The sequence below is a fragment of the Kitasatospora sp. NPDC085879 genome (assembly GCF_040686255.1).
Classification (GTDB): Bacteria; Actinomycetota; Actinomycetes; order Streptomycetales; family Streptomycetaceae; genus Kitasatospora.
On record NZ_JBFBJZ010000041.1, the window covers coordinates 22,854 to 39,872 of the forward strand.

At 71.2% G+C, this 17,019-nt stretch carries 14 protein-coding genes and 1 pseudogene; 10 read left to right on the top strand and 5 right to left on the bottom strand.

From position 1 onward, the window contains the following. Window positions 1-3: 3 nt before the first annotated feature. Window positions 4-270 (bottom strand): hypothetical protein, encoded by a 267-nt coding sequence (locus tag AB0P35_RS27215; protein WP_095871359.1) that lies wholly within the window; start codon window positions 268-270, stop codon window positions 4-6. Between the two features lie 584 nt (window positions 271-854). On the opposite strand from AB0P35_RS27215, the gene AB0P35_RS27220 reads away from it, so the two are divergent. Genes AB0P35_RS27220 through AB0P35_RS27245 form a run of 6 tightly spaced genes read left to right on the top strand, consistent with a single transcriptional unit; the run spans window position 855 to window position 7,961 of the window. Further along, window positions 855-2,468: a hypothetical protein gene (locus tag AB0P35_RS27220; RefSeq protein WP_363515573.1), complete on the top strand. Its 1,614-nt coding sequence runs from the start codon at window positions 855-857 to the stop codon at window positions 2,466-2,468. 2 nt (window positions 2,469-2,470) lie between these two features. After that, on the top strand, window positions 2,471-3,931 hold the full coding sequence (locus tag AB0P35_RS27225; protein WP_363515576.1) for an FAD-binding oxidoreductase: 1,461 nt from the start codon (window positions 2,471-2,473) through the stop codon (window positions 3,929-3,931). A gap of 22 nt (window positions 3,932-3,953) precedes the next feature. Then, on the top strand, window positions 3,954-4,436 hold the full coding sequence (locus tag AB0P35_RS27230) for a hypothetical protein (RefSeq protein ID WP_363515579.1): 483 nt from the start codon (window positions 3,954-3,956) through the stop codon (window positions 4,434-4,436). 14 nt (window positions 4,437-4,450) lie between these two features. After that, entirely contained in the window at window positions 4,451-6,442 is a 1,992-nt protein-coding gene (locus AB0P35_RS27235) for a GMC family oxidoreductase (RefSeq protein ID WP_363515582.1), read from the top strand. Then, on the top strand, window positions 6,439-7,611 hold the full coding sequence (locus tag AB0P35_RS27240) for a ferritin-like protein (RefSeq protein ID WP_363515585.1): 1,173 nt from the start codon (window positions 6,439-6,441) through the stop codon (window positions 7,609-7,611). Before AB0P35_RS27235 ends, AB0P35_RS27240 begins: the two co-directional genes overlap by 4 nt. Beyond that, window positions 7,608-7,961 carry an antibiotic biosynthesis monooxygenase gene (locus AB0P35_RS27245; protein WP_363515588.1) on the top strand — a complete coding sequence of 118 codons (354 nt, stop codon included), beginning with the start codon at window positions 7,608-7,610 and terminating at the stop codon, window positions 7,959-7,961. The genes AB0P35_RS27240 and AB0P35_RS27245 overlap by 4 nt, the downstream gene beginning before the upstream one ends. Window positions 7,962-8,105: 144 nt before the next feature. On the opposite strand, the gene AB0P35_RS27250 is transcribed toward AB0P35_RS27245, so the two are convergent. Next, window positions 8,106-9,362: a HEAT repeat domain-containing protein gene (locus AB0P35_RS27250; protein WP_363515591.1), complete on the bottom strand. Its 1,257-nt coding sequence runs from the start codon at window positions 9,360-9,362 to the stop codon at window positions 8,106-8,108. A gap of 286 nt (window positions 9,363-9,648) precedes the next feature. Between AB0P35_RS27250 and AB0P35_RS27255 the strand changes: the two genes are divergently transcribed. Next, a complete protein-coding gene (locus tag AB0P35_RS27255; protein WP_363515594.1) occupies window positions 9,649-10,713 on the top strand; it encodes a ParB/Srx family N-terminal domain-containing protein in 1,065 nt (354 codons plus the stop codon). 718 nt (window positions 10,714-11,431) lie between these two features. Here the strand turns inward: AB0P35_RS27255 and AB0P35_RS27260 are convergent. The 3 genes from AB0P35_RS27260 to AB0P35_RS27270 all read right to left on the bottom strand — a co-directional run bounded on the left by AB0P35_RS27260 (window position 11,432) and on the right by AB0P35_RS27270 (window position 14,466). After that, a complete protein-coding gene (locus tag AB0P35_RS27260; RefSeq protein WP_363515597.1) occupies window positions 11,432-12,925 on the bottom strand; it encodes a serine/threonine-protein kinase in 1,494 nt (497 codons plus the stop codon). 150 nt (window positions 12,926-13,075) lie between these two features. Continuing rightward, window positions 13,076-13,357 (bottom strand): pyrimidine/purine nucleoside phosphorylase, encoded by a 282-nt coding sequence (locus AB0P35_RS27265; protein ID WP_363515600.1) that lies wholly within the window; start codon window positions 13,355-13,357, stop codon window positions 13,076-13,078. Between the two features lie 173 nt (window positions 13,358-13,530). Further along, a complete protein-coding gene (locus tag AB0P35_RS27270; RefSeq protein ID WP_363515603.1) occupies window positions 13,531-14,466 on the bottom strand; it encodes an endonuclease/exonuclease/phosphatase family protein in 936 nt (311 codons plus the stop codon). A 313-nt stretch (window positions 14,467-14,779) separates the two neighbouring features. Between AB0P35_RS27270 and AB0P35_RS27275 the strand changes: the two are divergent. The 3 genes and pseudogenes from AB0P35_RS27275 to AB0P35_RS27285 all read left to right on the top strand — a co-directional run. Then, window positions 14,780-15,397: pseudogene (locus AB0P35_RS27275) on the top strand (carbohydrate binding domain-containing protein); the annotation flags it as partial. Between the two features lie 42 nt (window positions 15,398-15,439). Further along, on the top strand, window positions 15,440-16,543 hold the full coding sequence (locus tag AB0P35_RS27280; protein WP_363515674.1) for a chitinase: 1,104 nt from the start codon (window positions 15,440-15,442) through the stop codon (window positions 16,541-16,543). Between the two features lie 258 nt (window positions 16,544-16,801). Then, window positions 16,802-16,975: a hypothetical protein gene (locus AB0P35_RS27285; RefSeq protein ID WP_363515606.1), complete on the top strand. Its 174-nt coding sequence runs from the start codon at window positions 16,802-16,804 to the stop codon at window positions 16,973-16,975. Window positions 16,976-17,019: the final 44 nt, after the last annotated feature.

Here is a 17,019-nt window from a genome sequence, read left to right on the forward strand (position 1 = left end):
CGCTCACGCCTCCCCGCGGGCGCCACGGCCCTGCTCGATCGCCGCCGCCAGCCGGCTCTGCTGCCCCGCGACGGCCTCGGTCGAGATCAGCACCACCACGACGGCGCCGGCCGCGACCGCCGCCTCGACCGCCTCGTCGGACGCGTACGCGGCGACCCGGAGGTTCCCGTCGTCGAGCGTCACCAGGCTCGCCCGGACGTCCTGGATCTCAGGCATGGCCACCACCGCGCGCAGGACCTCCGCGGAACCCGCGATCTGCACCAGGCTCACAGCGCTCTCCTCGTGATCAGAGAACGACCGGACCCGGAGGACGAGGCCGCCGCACGCAAGGCCGCCGCACGCGCGAGGTTGCCGCACGCGCACCTGACACGGTGGCCCTCGGCGGTGCACCGGCGGATCGGACCCGGTCACATGGGAAACGCGACGGCCGAGTTGCATGCCGACGGCCGTCTGAATCCGGGTACTTCCAGCCTGGCACACCAGGTCCCGGGCGCAACCTGCATGGGCGGCCCCCGGGGGCTGTTGACGCTGTGTGACCCCGTCCCGTCCTCACGCTCCGCACACGGCAGCCCTGAACCTCGGTCGGCGACGTCGTGCGGCGGCACACCGGCGGCGCCGATCCCCGTTTCGGATCGGGAGGCGCATTCACTCACTCACGGGGCGGACGGTAGCGCGGCGTGTCGCGGCCGAAGGCCCGCGAGCTGCGCCACGTGAGTGATGGTGCGTCAGATCTTCCCATCCGTCGTACCCAAACAAAGCCGCACGTGGAAACCATTCTGCTGCCCCTCGCACGTGTCGTGGGGGCGCGTGTCGCCGTGCTCCGGTCGGCGGTGCCCCGCGCCATGGTGGGGCGCATGGGCATCGACCTGAAGCAGACCGCGATCGATCCGGACCTGCCGACCATCCCCCCGACCCGCAACACCCAGGAGGCCGTCCGGGCCGCCCTGGGTGACATGCAGGGCAACATCCTCAAGAGCCACGGCCGCGACCACAGCCGCCACCTGTTCATCACCTTCGCCGTCGCGAGCCCCGACGACCGGCGGAAGGCGCGGCAGTGGCTGGCCTCGCTGGCCCGACCCGCGTACATCACCTCGGCCCTGACACAGTACGAGGAGGCGAACGGCTACCGGGACACGCTGAGGACGATCGCGCGGAACGGCGCGATCACCCCCGCCGACCGGACGGCGATGGTCCTCTCCGCCAGCTCCGTCTTCGTCGGCGCGATGGTCTCGGCCGCCGGGTACCGGGACCTCCGGCTCGGCACGGACCTCACGCCGGACGACCCGTCCTTCGCCGCCGGCGCCAAGAACCGGGTGACGGTCCTCAACGACCCGCCGGTGACCGCATGGGAGCCCACCTTCCAGGCCACCCTGCACGCCCTCGTCATCGTCGCCGACGACGATCCGGTCCTGCGCATCGACCCGCTGGTGGCGGAGCTGACGCAGCAGCTCGCGGCGATCGGCGCCACGGTCGCCGAGGAGACCGGCACCGCCATGCGCTTCGACGCCCAGGGCAACCCGAGCCCCACCGGGACGGTGCACGAGCACTTCGGCTTCGCGGACGGCGTGAGCCAGCCGCTCTTCTTCGCCCGGGACATCGAGCAGGCCAGGACGCTGGGCGGCGGCATCGACGGCTACGACCCGAGCGCGCCGCTGGACCAGGTGCTGGTCAAGGACCCGGCGGGCGGGAGCGACGGCTACGGCTCCTACTTCGTGTACCGCAAGCTGGAGCAGGACGTGCCGGGCTTCCGCGGCGACGAGAAGGCCCTGGGGCAGGAGATCGCGAAGCAGGCCGACCCCAAGGCGCAGGAACCCACGGACGCCGACATCGCCCTGGCCGGCGCCTACATGGTCGGCCGGTTCAAGGACGGGACCCCGGTGGTGGACCAGCAGGTGCCGGGGCTGTCCTCACTGCCGAACGACTTCACCTACGACGGCGACGTCGACGGGGTGCGCTGCCCCCTCGCGGCCCACGCCCGCAAGGTCAACCCGCGCGGCGACAAGCAGCGCCAGTTCGGGGTGCCGCTCACCCAGGAACGGGCCCAGCGCATCGCCCGACGGGGCATCAGCTACGGCCCGGTGACACTGGACCCCGCCCCCACCGACACCGTGGGACTGCTGTTCCTGTGCGCGCAGAGCAGCATCCCGGACCAGTTCGAGTTCATCCAGGCGCTCTGGTCGAACTTCGAGGACTTCCTGCGCCCCGCCACCGGCCTGGACGCGGTGATCGGCCAACTGCCCTCCGGGGAGTCCCGGGACAAGGCGGTCGAGCAGCCCTGGCCCAAGGTGTACGGCTCGCACAACCAGCTGGACTTCTCGAAGGAACCGCCGGTGCCGACGGACCCGTTCTTCCCGAAGCGGGTCGGCCAGTGGGTGACCGTGCGCGGCGGCGAGTACTTCTTCGTGCCGAGCCTGAGCGCCCTGACGAGGTTCGGCACCGTGGTGGAGCCGGCCGGGAACGGGGCCTGACCGTGAGCCTCCACCAGCGGGCCGTCAACGATCTCGCCCGGCACCTCAGCGGGTACGTCTGCGAGCCGGGCAGCCCCGACTACGCCAAGGCGATGGAGATCGACAACGGCCGGACCCGGACGCCCCCGGCCTACGTGGTGCGCGCCAACTCGGTCGCCGACGTCACCCGGGCGATCGCGTTCGCCCGGGAGCTCGAACTGCCGATGACCGTACGCGGCGGCGGCCACAGCGCCGCCGGGTACTGCCTCAACCGGGGCGGCGTCGTGCTGGACCTCGGGCTGATGAAGGCCATCACGCTGGACCGGGACAGCAAGCGGCTTCGGGTCCAGATGGGCGCCATCTGGAGCGACGTGTACGGGTACGTCGCCCGCAACGCCACCCCGCTGATCCCGATCGGCGGCGGCTGCCTGACCGTCGGCCTGCCCGGCTTCCTGCAGGGCGGCGGCTACAGCTTCGTCTCCCGCTCCTACGGACTGGGCAGCGACAACGTCACCGAGATCAAGCTGGTCGACGCCGCGGGCCGCCTGCGCACCCTGACCGCCGACGCCCCCGACGAGGCCGACCGGGACCTGTTCTGGGCCTGCCGCGGCGGAGGCGGCGGCAACTTCGGAGTCGCCGTCGAGATGACCCTCCAGCTGCACACACCCGCGGCCGCCACCGTCATGGGCGGCGAGCTGTCCTACCCGCTGGAGCGCGCCCAGGAGGTCATCGCCGCCTACGACGCGTGGGCCGAGGACGTCCCCCAGGCGATGGCCGCCTACGGCTACGTCGGCCGCGACCCCGACCCGGCCGAGCCGACCCGGAAGATCCCCACCTTCCGGATCACCCCGGTCTTCAACGGGGAGTACGCCGACGGCGTCGACCTGCTGCAGCCGATGCTGCGGCTCAAGCCCTTCAACGCGAGCATCTACTCGATGCCGCTGCCGACCTGGGAGGCCACCATCGGCCGCTCCACCCTGGTCGGCGACCGCCAGGCCTACATCCGCTCCGGAATGATCGGCGAGAGCGGCTGGCACAGCGACATGATCGAGGCCGTCAAGGACGCGATGGAGAGCGCGCCCTCGCCCGACAGCTTCGTCGTGTGGACCCACGGCCGCGGCAAGGTCCGCCACCCGGACGGCGACGACCACGGGGCCTACCCGCACCGCGACAAGCGCTACATCTTCGAACTCAAGGCCATCTGGACCGACCCGGCCGACACCCGCACCAACGTGGAGTGGGCCTTCGACTTCGGCGAGGCGCTCAGCGCCGACTTCCACGGCGCCTACGTCAACTACATCGACCCGCTGCAGAAGGACTGGGCCGTGGCCTACTACGGCGACAACCTGGCCCGGCTGAGGGCCGTCAAGGCGGCCGCCGACCCCACCGGCTTCTTCCGCTTCCAGCAGTCGGTCGACTCGACCTTCGAACCGGACCTCAGCCGCCCGCTCGACCTGAGCCCGATCAACCGCACCCTCTGCTGACCCGCGATCCCGGGAGCAACCCATGGCCAACGGCACACCGACCGCCAGCCCCCAACAGATCTTCACCGAACTCTCCGTGGCCCTGACCGGCTACGACAGGGCGGAGTTGGCCGGCACCGGCCTGATCGAGACCTACTACACCACCCTGCTGCGGCTCATCGGCGAACGCGAGGCCGGGCACCTGTTCCAGGCCGCCGCCGAAGCCCTCGCCGCCGACCGGAAGAACCACGACGGCGAGGCCCTGCGGAGGCAGGTCGTCGAGAACCCGCGCTACTCGCCGGTCGTCGTCAGCCTGATCAAGCTCTGGTACCTCGGCAGCTGGTACCCGCTCTCCGGCCGATACCGCGACATCAACGGATCGACCGCCGACGACGTCGAGCACGTCGTCTCCCCGCAGGCCTACCGCGAGGGCCTGGCCTGGGTCGCCGCCGGAGCCCACCCCATGGGCGCCAAGCCGCCCGGCTTCGGCTCCTGGGCGGAACCGCCCTCCCTGCCCGTCTTCTGAGTCCGAGGAACGCCATGGAAACCAACGACTACGACATCGTCATCGTCGGCGGCGGCATCTCCGCGGCCACGCTCACCAAGACGGTCATCGAGAAGGCCGCCGCCCAGACCCCGCCCCGACACCCCCGCATCCTCATCCTGGAGGCCGGCCGGGCCACCGCGATGAGCGCCGACAAGTACGACACCTATGTGGACGCGTACCAGGAGACGGTCGCCAAGGTCCCGAACTCGCCCTACCCCGCAAGCAGTTCCGCACCGCAGCCGGACGTCCTCGACATCGGCCGGCCGATCATGGGCGACGACGGCAGGACCAGAGTGCCCAGCGACAGCGGGTACTTCGTCCAGATGGGCCCGCTGCCCTTCGGCAGCGACTACACCCGATCCCTCGGCGGCACCACGCTGCACTGGCTCGGCACCTGCCTGCGGATGCTCCCCAACGACTTCCGGATGTGGGACGCGTACCGGCGCAGCGTGAACTGGCCGTTGGGCTACGAGGACTTGAAGCCCTACTACGAGCGGGCCGAGTGGGACATCATCGGCGTCTCGGCCAACGTCGAGGACCAGGTCTACCCCGGCATCGGCGGCGACCCGAAGCGGTTCTTCAAGAGCGCCGACACCAATAAGTTCCCCGACGGGGACTACCACTTCCCGATGGAGCGGATCCCCAGCAGCTACCTCGACCAGTACCTGGCCAAGAGGTCCGCCGGTCTGGTGGTCGAGCTGATCGACGACCACGGCAGGCCGCACACCTTCCCCATCGAGCTCAGCAACACCCCGGTCGGCCGCAACTCCCAGCCGTCCAAGGGCTACCAGGTGATCGGCGCGGTCGGGAACTTCGACCACGGGCAGCGCTGCGAGGGCAACTCCAGCTGCATCCCGATCTGCCCCGTCCAGGCCAAGTACAACGCGCTCAAGACGCTCTACGAACTGATCGTCAAGTACCCGGACCGGGACCCGGTGGACGGCGGCCCCCGCAAGGCCAGGGTCGCCGTCCGCAGCCAGTGCGTGGTCTCCCGCGTCCGGCACACCCAGCAGAACGGCGGGACGGGGACGGTCACCGGACTCACCTACCAGACGTACTCCGACGACGGCAGCGCGCCGGTGGAGCACACCGTCACCGCCGACACCTACGTGCTGGCCGCCAACGCCATCGAGAACGCCACCCTGCTGCTCGCCTCCGGTGCCGCCAACAACAGCGACCAGGTCGGCCGCAACCTGATGGACCATCCGCTGCTGATCACCTGGGGCCTGCTGGAGGACAGCGTCGGCGCCTTCCGCGGCCCCGGCTCGACCTCCGGAATCCCCGCCTTCCGGGACGGCACCTTCCGCTCGGAGCGCACCGCCTTCCGCGTCGAGATCGGCAACTGGGGCTGGAACTTCCCGGAGAACGCCCCCTACGACACCGTCCACGACCTGGTCGGCGGCGGGCAGAGCGGGCAGGTGGGGCTCTACGGCAAGGAACTGCGCAAGCGCCTCGGCGAGATCCTTCCCCGCCAGTTCCGGATCGCCTGGGAACTGGAGCAGGATCCCGAACCGACCAACCGGATCACCATCGACGACCGCTACAAGGACGGGCTCGGCAACCACCGACCCGTCATCCACTACGACCTCTCGCCCTACGTGCGGGCCTCGCTGCCCTGGGCCGCGGAGGCGAGCCGGCAGCTGTTCACCCAGCTCGGCATCGGGGACAAGGTCCGGCGCCCCGAGTACCGGCCCGGCGACTACACCCACTACGACCCGAACGACCCGTCGGCCGTCACCCACGACGGCGTGACGTACTGGGTGCGCGGTGCGGGACACGTCGTCGGCACCCACCGGATGGGCACCGACCCGACCACCTCCGTGGTCGACAGCCACCAGCGCAGCCACGACCTGCCCAACCTCTACATCGTCGGCTGCGGCAGCATGCCGACCCTGGGCACCTCCAACCCCACGCTCACCATGACCGCGCTGGCCATCCGAACCGGCGACCGGATCGCCGAGCAGCTGAAGGGGAAGGACGCATGACCGAGCCCACCAGGATCACCACCCTCAAGGACCTCAAGGCCGCGCTGCAACTGGCCGTCGGACTGGAGCTCAGCACCGTCCCGGTCTACCTCACCGCGCTGTACTCCATCGGGGACGGCCGCAACACCGACGCGGCGCAGACGATCCGCAGCGTGGTCATGGAGGAGATGCTCCACATGACGCTCGCCGCCAACGTCCTCAACGCCCTCGGGGAGATCCCCAGCCCCGAGCCGGTCGAGTTCCAGGGCCGCAGGAACCTCAGCCCGATCCCCGCCTACCCGCTGGACAGCCCGCTGATCTCCGGCATCGGCACGCTCGAACTGCTCCCGCTCACGCCCCGCGCCGTGGACGGCTTCGTCCGGATCGAGCACCCGCTGCACGGCGCCGCCACCCTCGACGCCATTCCCGCGAAGGCGGGCGGGTTCCGCACCATCGGCGAGTTCTACGACGCGGTCGACGCGGCCCTGAAGGACCCCGCGATCTGCCCGGACGGCGTCTTCGCGCCCGTCCGCCAGATCCCGGACGGCGACTACTACGGCGGCGCCGGCCACGTCATCGAGGTGAAGGACCGCGCCACCGCCCGCGAGGCCGTCCTGAAGATCGTCGACCAGGGCGAGGGCCTGCCCGAGGACTGCCTGCACCGGCCCGCGAAGACCGTCACCGACGCGGACCGGCTCGGCTCCGGCTGGCAGATGTACTCCCACTACGCCCGCTTCCGCGAACTCCAGACCGGCCGCCGGTTCCGCACCGACCAACTGGCCGACCAGAACCCCGAGGGAGCCATGCTGCTGGTCGACTACACCGCCGTCCAGCCGGCCCTGTACACCCCGCGCAACGGCGACTCCGACGACAGCCCCGAAGGCTCCGCCCTGGACGCCTTCGACCTGGCGTACTCGCAGCTCGTCGACGACGTCTACCTCGCCTTCGCGGGCGAGCCGAAGGAGGTGGTCGACCCGCTCGACCGGCACGCCGACCGGGGCCGGCCGGCGCTGCGACTGGCCGTCCACGCCATGTACGCGCTGAAGAACGCGGCCACCGCCCTGATGCGCATCCCGAACCCGGCGAAGCCCGGGCACACGCTCTGCCCCCGGTTCTCCTACGTGCCGCCGGGCGGAGACCGGGACAAGCTCGTCCAGCGCGTCGAGGGCCGAGGAGGGCAGGACCGGTGATCTCCATCGTCACGAAGTGGTGGTACGTGCCCGGCCGCGAGCAGGAGGCGGTGGCCGCCCTGAAGGACCTGGTGCAGCAGGTGAAGGACGGCGAGCCCGACACCCTCATGTACTGCCTGCACACCGCCGAGGTGGCGGGCTCCCTGCCGCCGCCCACCCCGAACGAGGTGATCTTCATGGGAGCCTGGACGAGCCGCCAGGCCTTCGACGACCACCGGAACGGCAAGATCTTCACGGACTGGCTGGAGAAGCACCTCGACCTGTTCGTCCAGAACGACAACAGACTCTACGTCAGCGCCGAGTTCGCCGACCGCTTCGCAGGCTTCGTCCGCGGAGCAGCGATCGGCTGACCGCCACCGCCCGGCGGCAACTCCCCTCCTTCCCGTCGGCACGGGGAAGAGGAGAGTGTTGCGACACATCAAGCAACGGCTCAGCGGTCTGTGGCCCGTGGCGCCCCGGCCGGCCCGGGTGCGGGCCGGCGGGGGCGTGCGGGCTCAGGCGGTGGGCAGGCCGGCGTAGGTCCGCAGCTCCGTCCGATCGGCGGGGATGTGCCAGCCGCGCAGGATCTCCAGGAAGTTGCCCCAGCACCAGGTGTCGTCGCCGAGCGAGGCCAGGGTGGTCACCAGGCGCTGCTGGCTGTGGTCCAGCTCGGCGAACGGCGGGAGGGCGGCCTGTCGACCGCCGCCGAAGGCCAGCCGGAGGGCCGCGGCGGTGACGGGGAAGGCGGCCGGTCCGGCCGCCAGGGCGAGGCCGGTGGTCACGGCGTCGAGGGCTTCGGCCGGGTATCGGTCGGCGACCTGGGTGAGGGCCAGGGCGGCGTACCCGCGCAGGTCTCCGTCGTGGAACGGAACCGCGAGATCCTCCCCGTCCTGTTCCTCGGTCTCGGCGGCGGCCAGCTCGGCGAGCACCGCCGCGTCGACGGCGGCCTCGGCGCCGGTGCTGCCGAGCCGGGCGAGGCCGATCGCGGCGCCCCAGCGCACCGCCGGGTCCTGGGCGGCCAGGAACGGCCGCAGCCGCTCCACGACGGCCGCGTCCCCGAGCAGTCCGGCCGCGATCAACGCGGTGGCTGCGACCGCCGGGACCGGCTCGCGTGCGGCGAGGTCCAGCAGGTGCGGCAGGGTCGCCGCGGCCTCCTCGGGGAACCAGGCCAGCACGCGGCAGGTCGCGGCCCGGACGGCGGGTTCGTCGTCGGCCAGCAGCGCGGCCAGCGCGGGCACCTCCCGCCTGACGGCGTCGTAGGCCGCCAGTTCGGCCTCGTACGCGGCGAGGTGGCGGTCGAAGTCGAACATCCTGCGCTGGAACTCGCGGGCCCGGCGCTCGCCCTCGTCGGCGGCCCGGGCGACCCAGGCGTCGTACTCCGCGATCATCTCGGCCGGGCCCTTGGCCCGCAGCTCCGCGATCCCGTGCCGCCACGCCGCGACGGCCACCCCGTCGGGAAGGTGCGCCTCGTCGTAGCCGATCGCCAGCGCGGAGAGAAGCTCCAGGGCCTCGGCCCGGCCGGGCAGGGACCGGTCCGCGGCCATCCGGGCCAGGAAGGGCACCGCGAAGGCCGAGGCCTGGTAGCGGCTGCCCTGGTGGAAGACGTTGCCGTACAGGGCGTGCAGGGCCCGGCCGCGCCCCTCCCGGTCCTCGCCGCACAGGGCGCGCAGCTGGTCGGGGACGTCGCCCGCGGGCCCGTAGGCGTGCTCCAGCGACGCCCAGTCGATGGCGTCCAGGCCTGCGAACACGCTGTCATTGGTCTCACTCGTCACGGGTGAGAACCTCCCACACCGCACTGACATGCCGTTCCGCCGGTAGTTCGTCGCACCCCTGGGGCCGTTGGCGATGTCGATGGGGGAGTCGCACGGGAACATGCTCCCTCACCGGGTGACTCGCCTGACGCCGTGTCGGCGCGACGACGCGATGGCCCAGGCCGTGCATCCGGCGCAGCACCACGATCGTTGCCCCGGGTTCTCCCGGCAGCCGCAGGGGCGACGGCCGGCGTTGGTCGACCGCTGCCACGCTCACGGGCGGATCCGCCCTGACGCGAGGAGTGCCATGCGACTCAGACCCCCGTCCCGCCGTACCGCCGCACTCGGCACAGCCGTTGTCGCGGTCGTCGTGGCCGCGCCGGCCGCGCACGCCGCCCCCGGCGCGCCGGGCACCCGGCCCTCGTTCTGCCAGCACGACAACCGCTCCACGCCGTTCGCGCAGTACCTGTGCGCCGAACCCGGCGAGCTGCTCGACGTCCGCATCGGCGACGTGCACCCGACCCAGCCCTCGCTGGGCTACGACGAGGTGTACTACAAGCTCGGCCGCTACACCCTCGGCAAGGACGCGATCAACAAGAAGTTCAGCGACTGGTGCGAGGCCGACGGCCGCATCGACGCGGCGACGGTCCTGCCCGGCGCGCGCCTGGACGACCCGTCCTCCTTCACCTGCCAACTCCCCGTCGGCGCCGAGACGGCGGGCAGCATCACGCCGATGAAGACGGTCGTCATCGGTCCGCACGGCGAGCCGTTCCTCACCGACGGGCACCACACGCTCACGTCCTTCTACGAGACTCCCGACGGCGGCGCCGACCTGCACGTCCGACTGCGGGTGCTGGCCAATTTCAGCAACCTCACCCGCCAGGCGTTCTGGGACCAGATGCAGGCGCACAAGTGGGTGTACCTGCGCGACCCCGAGGGCAACCCGGTCGCGGTGAACAAGCTGCCGACCGGCGTCGGACTGGCCAACTTCAGCAACGACAAGTACCGCGGCCTGCTCTACTTCGGCCGCGACATCGGCTACACACAGAACGACCTGCCGTTCCAGGAGTTCTACTGGGGCAGCTGGGTCCGCGACGCGAACCCGGTCGACCTGTCCGACTGGGACCCGAACGATCTCGGCAGCTACCTGGCCACCGTCAAGAGCCTGACCCGGGCGATGACCGCGTTGCCGAAGGACGCAGTCGTCGACAGCGGCTTCAGCGCCGCCGACCTCGACGCCCTGGACCAGTGGAACGCGGGCAAGGCCGCCAACAAGGGCGAGTTCGACAAGCTGAGCAAGCCGTACTCCGACCCGAAGCCCGGCAAGCTCGCCTACGCACTCGAGTACGAGCGGGTCCACGCACTGGGCTGACCGAGCCTGCCGCGCATGCCCCGAAAGCGATGAACGCCTCCCGACGAGGACCGGCCGACCACGGCCGGTCCTCGTCGTTCGGCCCGCCTGCTCGATCGGCGGACAGAACCACCCCGGTCCGACCAAGGTCCGGCGGCCACCGTGCTGCAGCGCCTCGGGCGGCCGCCGGTGGGGCGCTTTCCCGTGTCCCCCGACGCCCCTGGAAGCACTCGGGAGGCGGGCGCTCGGCCGGACCGGCTGGTGTCCCCAGCTCTGGACGATGGTTTCGACGCGCGAGCAATCAGGGCCGTGAGTGGTTTTCGACGCGCGGGCCGTCAGGCCCCGGGCCTACTGGAGCGAACCCTCACCTCGACCACCCGGCAGCTGCTGTGCCCGGCCCGCATGCTGCGCCTCGCGGATGAACACCGACCGCCTCCGTGCCGAGCACAGGGCAGAGGGCCGCCGGGACCGACCCCGAGACCCCCGCGAATCACCGCGCGCCGATTCAGGCCCCGAGGCAGCACGACGCGCGTCCCTTCAGGTCCTGTACCCCCGCGCGTCGCAACACCACCGAAGCCGTGCCTCACGCTTCACGCTTCACCACTGACGCGACCTCACGCCACCGGAGCCCACTGCCGCACACGCCCGCGAAAGTGCCGTGGGCCCGGCGTCCTGTTCACGGCTGCCCCGACCCGTCCGCCGCCGGCCTCGGTACCACCGCCACACGTGGCGGCTCGCCTCAGGTGGGACCGGCCGTACGCCGTAGACCGTCCTCGGCCTGCTCGATCATCCACCGGTTCGGGATTCGGGCGCCGATCTCCAGGGCGCGCGCGTAGTGCTCTCGTGCCTGCTGGAAATCAGCCGCGCGCTCCTCGCACCTGGCGACGTTGTACAGGCTCCATCCGGCCAGTTCGTCCTCGCCGGAATCCAGGGCGACGCGCACGGCAGCCCTATAGTGCTCCTTCTCGCGGTGGGTATCGCCGTCGCAGGCTGCCAGCTCGGCCATCTGGTGGTGGGTCCAGCCCGCGGGTGCCGCGAAGTGCCGGGCCTCCGCTACCGCCAGGGCCTGTTCGAAGTAGTCCTTGGCCGCGTCCGGTTCACCCTTTCTGCGCCGGTAGGTGCCGAAGTTGTGCAGGCTCCAGGCCTGCAGGAGCGCGTCCTCGGTTTCGTCGGCGATGCGCGCGGCGCGGGCGAAGAACCGTATGGCCATGTCCGGGTCGTCGGCGCGCGAGCGACAGGAACCGAGGCCGTCCCAGGCCCAGCCTTCCTGCTGCCGGGCATGCTGCTGGATCGCCAGGTCGAGAGCCGACCAGTAGGTGTCCTCGGCGCGCTGCACGTCGCCGTGGTCGCGGTCGTGGGTCGCCCGCGTGAGCAACTGGTCGATGTCGGCCGAGCCCGAGTCGGTGGCCTCCTGGCTCCTGACGACGTCTCTCAAGGAGGCGGCTGCGACGGCCGCCGCGGGGCGCTCGCTCGGCTCCCGCCGCAGGAGCTGACTGATCAACGATGTCAGTGCGGCAGCCCTGCGCATCGGTTCTGGAACGCCGCGGCTGACCGCCAGGAGTACCTGTGGGAGGGAGTCTCCCGGGAACGGCAGCCGTCCCTCCACAGCGCGGTACAGCGTCACCCCGAGCGACCACATGTCCGACGCAGGTGAGGACAGCCCGTCGTGGATCTGCTCCGGGGCCATGAACGGTGGTGTCCCGGGCGCTGTCCTTGTGGCCGTAAGCGTCACCTCGTTCGGTGCTGAGGCGATCCCGAAGTCCGCGAGCACCGCCCGGTCGTCCGCCAGGAGGATGTTGGCCGGCTTGATGTCCCGGTGGACCACACCGGCCGCATGCGCCGCGGCCAGGGCGGCAGCGACCTGTGCACCGATTCGCGCCGCCTCCACGACCGCGAGCGGTCCTGATTCGAGGGCGTGTTGAAGGGAACGCCCCGCCACGTACTCCATCACCATCCACGGCAGACCGTTGTGGTCGGAGAACTGATCGAACACGGTGACGATGCCAGGATGGCGGAGATTCCCGGCCGCCCGCGCCTCCCGCTCCGCCCGCGCCAGGAGGATCTCGCCCGGCTCACCCGGCGATCCCTCAGGAACCGCGACTCGCTTGAGTACCACGCGGCGTCGCAGACGTGTGTCGTACGCCAGCCATGCCTCCCCCTGGCCACCCGCGCCCAGCTTCTGTTCCAGCCGGTACCGGCCCCCGACTTCCTCAACCGTTCTCGGGTGCGTCATGAGACCACGTAAGCATGCCGCAGGCCGTCGGCGCAGGCGTCTCCCACGATCCTCAGGTCGGTCGCACGGGCGCAGGCGACCACCGTGGTGGAGCGCCACCCGTCGGGCCGGCGTGGGCGGCCGGGGGCCGGATGCGGCTGGTCGGTGGGGTCAGCGGTATTCGCAGAGGTAGGCGGTTTCGCCGTCGACCTTGAGGTGGAACGTGCTGTTGCCCGGGACGTCGAACCGGGCGCCGGCGGGGAACGTCTCCCAGCCGTCGGCGCCGGGCAGCCTGACGGTCAGGGCACCGCTGATCACGTGCATGGTTTCCGGGCCGGCGGTGTCGAACCGGTAGTCGCCGGGGGCCATGACACCGATGGTCGCCGGCCCGTGCGCCTGGTTGAAGGCGATCGACTTGACCGTGCCGTCGAAGTATTCGTTGACCTTGAACATGGGCATCCCCTCGGGGAACGGGCGGGAACGAGCGGGCTGCTCGCCGCGTGCTGGGTGTCGGCAGGGGAAAGCTACCGGTGGTGCCGTCGGGGCCGGTGATCCGTCTCGCCCCGCGAAACGCGTTCAACGGCATGCCGGCAGTGCCGGCCGGCAACACCGGGACGCCGCCACCCCTACAGCGGCAGCTCGACCACCAAGGGCCGGTGGTCCGAGATCGGCATTCTGGGCGCCCGCACCGAGTCCGGCCGGTGCGGCCCGAGTCCGGCCGGGAGCCCGGACGCGAGAATGTGGTCGAGCTGCACCAACGGGCGGTGCGACGGAAAGGTCGGGACGCGTGCCAGGTCGCGCCAGCCGGGCCGGGGTGGTGCGACGGTGGGCCGGGGCGTCGAGGGCCGCGACGAGGAGAACAACTCGGCCGCGCCGAGCGTGGCCGCGGGAATCGCGCCGACGAGATTGAAGTCGCCCAGCAGGATGTGCGGCCGGGGCAGGTCGGCGATCCAGCCGTGCACGGCGAGGAGTTGGCGGACGTTCCACCCCGGGACGAACGACAGGTGCAGTGCCACCGCCGTGAACGGGCCGCGGCGCCCCTCCAGTACGGCGGCCAGTGCCGCGCGCGGCCGGTCGCGGACCACCGTGAGGCCCGTCCGTCCGGCCACCCGCAGCGGCAGGGCGACGGGAGGCGCGGTGAATCGCCGAGCCCGCCAGCTCAGGACCGGCAGCCTGGACAGCAGCGCCACGCCGTGCGAGGGAGCCTCTCCGTCGTGCCCCGCGCCCTGCGGTCCGTACACCCGTAGCCCCGGTTCGGACCGGTCGAGGACCCAGCCCCGGCCGGGCAGGGAGCGGGCATGGAGCGCCGAGACGTACCGCCAGTCCACGGCGCCGGTCGCCTCGGCGATCGCCCGCGCCTGGTCCACGCGGCCCGACCGCTCCTGGAAGCGGTCGAGCTCCTGCAGCGCCACCACGTCGGCGTCCAGGGTTGCGACGGCGTCGATGAGCGGGTGCACGGTGGCGGTGCCGGAGGCCGTCAGCGAGGGGCGGCCGTCGTCCAGGATCTGCCGCCCGTGCAGGACGTTGAAGGTCGCCAGGCGTACGAGTGCGGAGCCGATCACCGTTCAGACGGTACAACAGCGGGCCGGGCCACGAGTGTTGACAGCCGCACCGGCCCGCCCGGTTCGGCAGGCGCTTCGACCGGTGCGGCTGGGCCTGGCTGTTGCCGGTCTTCCCGTACGCGGAACTCCCGCGGATCACCCCTGCTCGACCGGCCGCACCCTTGGCATTGGTCCAGACCTATTGACGGGCCTTTCCGCCCCTCCTACGATCCGGTCCGGCACAGCTCCGTATGTCCCCACCTCACCCACAGCCGAGCGTCACACCCCCACGCTCTGGTCATGCCCATGACGCTCGGCGGGAAGGGAGCACAGCATGTTCCGTCGAAGGTCGCGTACTCCACGTCCGTCGGGCGATGTCCGCGCCTGCCCGGATCCCGGCCGCCTCGAAGGCGACCAGGCCGGGAGCGAGCCGCCCCGGGCTCCTCGCCCGCACAGGTCGACCGTCGAACGCGCATCGCAGGTGAACCGAACCGGCAGGGCCAAGCACGGGCGAACCGTCCTGAGGCGCTCGATCGCCGCGGTGAGCGCCGCCGCGGTCATCGGTGCCGGCATCGCCGTGGCCGGCTCCGTCACGGCCGGGGCCGCCACCCCCAACCTGGTGGCCAACTCCGGCTTCGAGAACGGACTCTCCGGCTGGACCTGCTCCAGCGGCTCCGGCACCGCCGTCAGCAGTCCGGTCCACGCCGGCGCCTCCGCGCTCAAAGCCACGCCGACCGGCCAGGACAACGCCCAGTGCACGCAGACCGTCAGCGTGCAGCCCAACTCCCAGTACACGCTGAGTGCCTATGTCCAGGGCAGCTACGTCTACCTCGGCGCCACCGGCACCGGCCTCACCACTGCCCCGTCCACCTGGACGCCGAACAACGCGTCGTACGGCCAGCTCAGCGTCAGCTTCACCACCGGGGCGAACACCACCTCGGTGACCGTCTACGTGCACGGCTGGTACGGGCAGCCCGCGTACTACGCGGACGACGTGTCACTCACCGGCCCCGGCGGCAGCAGTCCCTCGCCGAGCACCAGCCCGTCCAGCAGCGCTTCGCCGAGCAGTAGCCCGTCGAGCAGCGCCTCGCCGAGCACCAGCCCGACGACCAGCGCTTCGCCGAGCAGCAGCCCGACGGGCGACACCTGCCCCACGAAGCCCAGGCCGTCGGGCAAGGTCCTGCAGGGCTACTGGGAGAACTGGGACGGCGCCTCCAACGGCGTCCACCCCGGCATGGGCTGGATCCCCATCACGGACAGCCGGATCGCCGCGCACGGCTACAACGTCATCAACGCCGCCTTCCCGGTGATCCTCTCGGACGGCACCGTCCTGTGGCAGGACGGCATGGACACCGGCGTCAAGGTCTCGACGCCCGCCCAGATGTGCCAGGCGAAGGCTGCCGGGGCGACGATCCTGATGTCGATCGGCGGCGCCACCGCAGGCATCGACCTGAGCTCCAGTGCCGTCGCCGACAAGTTCGTCGCGACCGTCGTCCCGATCCTCAAGAAGTACAACTTCGACGGAATCGACATCGACATCGAGACCGGCCTCTCCGGAAGCGGCAGCATCAACACGCTGTCCGCCTCCCAGGCCAACCTGGTGCGCATCATCGACGGCGTGCTGGCCCAGATGCCCGCCGGCTTCGGCCTGACGATGGCCCCCGAAACCGCGTACGTCACCGGCGGAAGCGTCACCTACGGGTCGATCTGGGGCGCCTACCTGCCGATCATCAAGAAGTACGCCGACAACGGCCGCCTGTGGTGGCTGAACATGCAGTACTACAACGGCAGCATGTACGGCTGCTCCGGTGACTCCTACCAGGCCGGCACCGTCCAGGGCTTCACAGCGCAGACCACCTGCCTGAACAACGGACTGGTCATCCAGGGCACCACCATCAAGGTGCCCTACGACAAGCAGGTGCCCGGCCTGCCGGCCCAGTCCGGCGCGGGTGGTGGCTACATGGCGCCGAGCCTGGTCAGCCAGTCGTGGAACGCCTTCGGTGGTTCGCTGAAGGGGCTCATGACGTGGTCGATCAACTGGGACGGCTCGAAGGGCTGGACCTTCGGCGACAACGTCAAGTCCCTCCAAGGCCGTTGATCTCCCGCTGACCTCCCGCGCCCCGGTTGCACGGTCTCGATCTGCAGCCGGTCACCGACCGGAACTGCACTCGGGTCCGAGCCCGGGGCGCGGGCTGTCGCTCGGCGGCAACGTCTCCGTCACGAAGAAGGTGATCGAGCCGCTCCACGCCTGCTCGTCCGTCGCCGGGTCACGCTCGACGTCCGCCGCGCGAGCGGACTCACCGACCGGGCCTGGCTGGTCGAGGGATGGTGGTGGATTCGGCTGGTCAAGGTTCTCGTGGCGCTGGTCTGCGCCCGGTCCCTGCCGAATCCGATGTTCTCCCCGTACGTCGTCCTGCTCGCCGCCGCATCCGGGATCATGTTGTTCCTGGTGATCAGGGAGATCACCGCCGCTCAGGTCGGGCAGATCGCCGCGGGGCAGACCGAGGCACGACCGGTCGCGGCACTCTGACGGGACCGGGTGCGGCCGGCGCACCGAGCCGCAGGTTCGACGCC